This is a genomic window from Bradyrhizobium sp. URHD0069 (assembly GCF_000701345.1).
Lineage (GTDB): Bacteria > Pseudomonadota > Alphaproteobacteria > Rhizobiales > Xanthobacteraceae > Bradyrhizobium.
On the sequence record NZ_JNIJ01000105.1, the window covers coordinates 1 to 4,437 of the forward strand.

At 57.4% G+C, this 4,437-nt stretch carries 3 protein-coding genes and 2 pseudogenes; 3 read left to right on the forward strand and 2 right to left on the reverse strand.

The features are described from left to right. A pseudogene (locus N554_RS0130275) lies at nucleotides 1–284 on the reverse strand (IS110 family transposase); the annotation flags it as partial. Nucleotides 285–1,094: 810 nt separating this feature from the next. Here N554_RS0130275 and N554_RS0130285 point away from each other — a divergent pair. Both N554_RS0130285 and N554_RS0130290 read left to right on the forward strand, forming a co-directional pair. After that, nucleotides 1,095–1,343, forward strand: coding sequence for a hypothetical protein (locus tag N554_RS0130285; protein ID WP_029586869.1), 249 nt, complete (start codon nucleotides 1,095–1,097; stop codon nucleotides 1,341–1,343). Nucleotides 1,344–1,700: 357 nt separating this feature from the next. Beyond that, a complete protein-coding gene (locus N554_RS0130290; protein ID WP_197033807.1) occupies nucleotides 1,701–2,360 on the forward strand; it encodes a GyrI-like domain-containing protein in 660 nt (219 codons plus the stop codon). A 317-nt stretch (nucleotides 2,361–2,677) separates the two neighbouring features. Here the strand turns inward: N554_RS0130290 and N554_RS0130295 are convergent, their stop codons facing one another. Continuing rightward, complete coding sequence (locus N554_RS0130295) at nucleotides 2,678–3,838, reverse strand: M15 family metallopeptidase domain-containing protein (RefSeq protein ID WP_036054673.1); 1,161 nt, start codon at nucleotides 3,836–3,838, stop codon at nucleotides 2,678–2,680. A 348-nt stretch (nucleotides 3,839–4,186) separates the two neighbouring features. On the opposite strand from N554_RS0130295, the pseudogene N554_RS41595 reads away from it, so the two are divergent. Then, nucleotides 4,187–4,437 (forward strand): annotated as a pseudogene (locus tag N554_RS41595) (IS30 family transposase); the annotation flags it as partial.

The window sequence follows — 4,437 nt, forward strand, 5'->3', positions numbered from 1 at the left end:
TCGGCGTCAGCCATATCGTTCTTCTGCCGTTTGACGTAGGGCTTCACGTAAGCCGGCGGCATTAATCGCACCGAGTGGCCGAGTGCCTGAAGTTCGCGGGACCAATTGTGAGACGAGGCACAGGCCTCAATGCCAATCAGGCAGGGTGGCAGCTTCTCAAAGAACGCCAGGACCTGGCGACGCTTCAACTGGCGGCGGATGACCACCTGACCGGCGGTATCCACTCCGTGGACCTGAAAGACCGACTTGGCGATGTCGAGACCGATTGTCGTGACCGTCAGCATGGATAGCTCCTCCGAATCGTGGGAGCCTCAACAGCGCCCACATCCATGGCACTCAAGCGCCGGTGGAGGAGCCGTCCACAGCATCAGCAAGAGACTTATGCACCGCAGCAAACAGCATCTCTATTCAATCGCTTCGTCGGCACGGCTGAGCAGCGTCGCCGGGATATCGATGCCGAGTGCCTTGGCGGTCTTGAGTGGAGTTAACAATCGCGTGCTCAACTACCGTGAATTTTCCTTTGGGCCGAATTGCGCGTTCCGGTTCAACTTCCAGCGTGTGGTCCAACGCGGGCAAGCCTCGTACGTCGTCGCCGTCATGGCACCTTCCGATTTTGCGCAGCTATAGTAGCAAATCTTGGTTAGTCCCGAGATTTTCTCTCCAGATCTATTGCACAGCAAAGGAAGTCGGTAAGGCTCTCCCGTTAGCGGCGATTGTTCTGCAAATGCTGATGACGACACTGCAAGAACGGCTAATGCCAAAACGATCCTCATCTTGCCCCTTCGTTGTGTCGCTCGCACCGCGCGCTCGGATTGGCGAACGTACAGTTGGCGCCCGCCGCCGGACCGGGAGCGGAATTAGCAATCTCGCATCTAGTGAGGCCTGATAAGTTGATCCCTGTTACCGGCTAAAAATTCCCTTTTCCCTGAATATTTTCGTCGCGAAGTTCTTCAAGGAAAAGCCAATCACATACTGTTGTTGGACTAAGACCGCGACAAAATCGATCTCTGAAGAGCGACAGCAACGAGGGTCTTTGCCATTGGCACTGCTCCCACGTTGGCCCCTAGGCAAAGTGCAGGAAATGAGAGCTGATCATGTCAAGCAAAACAATCTTTGGCGCTGCATTGGTTGTGTCGTCGTTGTTGCTGGCAAACGTCGGATATGCAGAGCAAGTTCCGCCAGTTCACAAAGGACCATGGCCCATACGCAACGGTCGCAACTACCAACCGACCGAGAATGAGCTGAGATCATTGCATCTCCGGGATGTCACGCCGGATCAAGCGCGCGAGATCGACCGGTTATACAGTGAGCTCCTGGCGGCACATCCTGCGACCAAACATTGATCGAGCGGCGGAAAAGGAGATCAGCCAATGAGATCCATCTGGCAACGATCGAGGATGATCGCAATTGTAGTCGTCATCGTGTTAGGCGCCGGTGCTATAGCTTTGGCTCGACCGCACCCGATCTCCGAACCCGTCTTGGGAACGGAGTGGCAATGCAGCCGCGCTGCGTTCGTCGTCAGCTGCAATCACCGCTGAGACGGAGCCCCTGATCCCGATGCGGGGGTTAAACCAACACTCCGCAAGCTCAGTGTGCTTCCTGGCGATGCAAGCGGATGCAACGGTTACATTGCCACTCGCCACTTTGAAGTTTAATTGTAGCCCGGCAAGAAGAAGACTCCCTCGGAGGGAGAGATGAAAATGCGATCACTGATTGTTGCGTTTGCATGTGGAGCGGTAGGGTCGCTTAGCTCTACCGCTTTCGCACAACAGCTGTATTCAGGCCCTACATTTGGAATGTGCCCTGATGCACCGCCAGAAGAGGCAGGCATTTTCAAGAAGGTCAAAGTGCCGGAGCCTCGTATTGACCAGAGGGGAGATTTTGCCGTCGAAGGCTCGGACGCGAATTTACAAGGTCACAAGGTACAAACCTTCGAACTGATTTCCAAAGCTTGGCAGCAGCTGAATCAGGCCATTCCGCAGCTGCAAGATGCGGTTAGACCCGCCCCGATGGCCGATGGTACCAAGGCACCGCCCGTAACTTACGCTCTTTGCTGGGGCGGCGATCCCGCGAGTTTTCACTTTATGCCGGGGGTTGCAGTCTCCGAAGTCCGGACCCTCATGAGGGGCTTTTCCGCCGTTGTGGTTCCCGCAAATCGCTACGCTGTTTTCACTTACAGCGGACCCGTCACGGGCAGGGGCGATTTCCGTTGGTCAGTCGGCGAGTACATGAAGGCCTCGACGCTCAAGAGGAAGAATGATCCGAATTTTGAAGTCTACCAGCTCGGCGACGACCCGATGGCTTCGAATATTTCCATGGAGTTCTGGGTCCCTATAGAGCGAAGGGGCTGGATCCAGTAAAAGGCCCGCTGCGGTTCGCCTGTCGGCGGGTCCCCGATCGACTGCCAGACGCGGATAAGAACCCCCTATATTTGCCCCGCCGCCTTCAGGCCGGCGGGGTTTTTTGTAACGCTCGATAGCCAGATGCAAATTTATCATCGACAATCTGGATGAACTCCGCGTCGAATGAACAATTGCGGCGGACCTCCGAATGTCCGCTCGGGGTCAACCGCGTCATTCTGACTGTCGGCAGATCACTTCCGGTCTACCCCCATGAACAGACATCGTCAGCGTTACTCGGCACGTCGCAAAAGTGCCAGGAGCAGAGCTCCTACTAGTTATCTGCGTTGGAGCGCAGCCATCTTGCGTTTCTTGGGCGTTTTCGCCACGCTGTGGTCGTCCCGCACAGCTAGCCGGTTGCGCCTCTTCATATTCGATTCCGCGAGTTGAGCTTTCGTCCCGCGGTGGTGAGCGGCATATTCTTTGCCGTCGATCGGTGCCACATGCGGCGGATCTTTATCGAGATATGGTCGCCCGATTCCAAATTCCTTCCCGTGTGCATCGATCCATTTCCAGAGGTTTTCACTGGAAGTCCATCGCTGGTCCCGTGTCGCGCCTTTGACGCTCACGACATCGGCCGCAAGCCCGTGGCCATAACCGCCGCGGAAGGTCCCGCCATGGTACGACCTGTCACTCGCCGCCTTCAGGCCGCTTGCGATCGATTGACGGTAGTCATCGCGGAACGCGCTGGTTATGCCAGGCGACAGCCCCGCCTGCTCCGCCGCGTGAAGCGCATGAAAGAGCTTCAGCCTGAAGCTCCGATCCATGCCTCCGATCACGTAGTCCATCATCGGCATGCCGGCTTTTTCCGCCGCCTTCGGATCCTTCCACGTGAAGTCCTGATCGACGAGCTTGGTAAAACTTTTGGTGACAGTCTTCGTTTTGCCCTTCTTCTTGACTGTCACTTTCCTCCGCTCTTGCACCTTGATGGTGTCCTCCTTGGGCGTCCGTTGGTAGAGCGCCCACAGGAATCGGTCGATGCAGATGTCGACTACCAGACACTCCTCGAGAATTTCGATGGAGCTCACAGCCTCCTTGGCGTCGTTTGGCACCGGATCAGGCGTGCTCGCTGTCGCCACCTGCACGGGCGGTGATTCCGGCGGCAGCGTCTGCGACGAATCGGGCAACGCGGCCTTGACGATCGATTCCGGCTCATCCGAGGCCGCCGTCGTGTCGGTGGCCATCCCCGTCACCGATTCGGCGGCCGTCGCCACATCGGCGTTAGCGACAGCGGCGTTGCTCATTGCGGCTGCCTGCGGTGCGTCCGCGAGCTCGGCGTCGGCGGTGAGAGATGATGCGCGGAGGTCCTCGATTGGCACTGCGCCGGCGTTCTCGATGCCGGACGAACCGAAGCCAGCAAGCCAGGCGACGACCCAACCCGCGAGAAAGACCGTTCCGCACAACGCCGTCGCCACTGCCGCAAACCGCCGCGCGTTCATGATCCCGTCGCCTCCAAAAGCTCCACCAGAGCCGTGCTGGACAGCCAAGCATGCGACGGGGCTGATTTTTCGAATCAAATATGGACGCGCAATGACGCAAACTGCAGGTCATCAATTTTTCCAAGAAGTGTTGCCTGAATGCAACGCGCCGCGGGCAAGCAATTGTTGTGCATTCTCCGAGGTAAGCGTGTGGGGGAAGTGTCGGACCCGCCATGAAAATGGGCATTGAGCCGCCACGATCTCGCCCACAAGTAGACGGCAAAATTAGCGGTATGGATGTCCGCATTGGTGGCGGGCTCAATTGGTCAGCGCAACACTCTAATCTTTTAGCAAAGATGGAGTGTGGGCATGAAACAGCGACGTCGCATTTATTACTCGACCGCTCAGCGGTCTGAGATCTGGGATCGCTGGCAGGCCGGCGAGCCGATGAGTTCGATCGGACGCCGATTTGACCGGGAGTCCTCGTCGGTCTTCTCTGTGATCTCGCCAACCGGTGGCATACGTCCTCCGGATCGGCACCGTGCCAAACAGGCGCTCGGCCTTTCTGAACGAGAGGAAATCTCTCGATGGCTCAGCATGCGCTGCTCGTTGCGGTCGAT

What these genes read in the sequence shown, in the direction of transcription:
- N554_RS0130285 (WP_029586869.1), top strand. Translation starts at nt 1,095, where the DNA reads ATGTCAAGCAAAACAATCTTTGGCGCTGCATTGGTTGTGTCGTCGTTG.
- N554_RS0130290 (WP_197033807.1), top strand. Translation starts at nt 1,701, where the DNA reads ATGCGATCACTGATTGTTGCGTTTGCATGTGGAGCGGTAGGGTCGCTT.
- N554_RS0130295 (WP_036054673.1), bottom strand. Translation starts at nt 3,838, where the DNA reads ATGAACGCGCGGCGGTTTGCGGCAGTGGCGACGGCGTTGTGCGGAACG.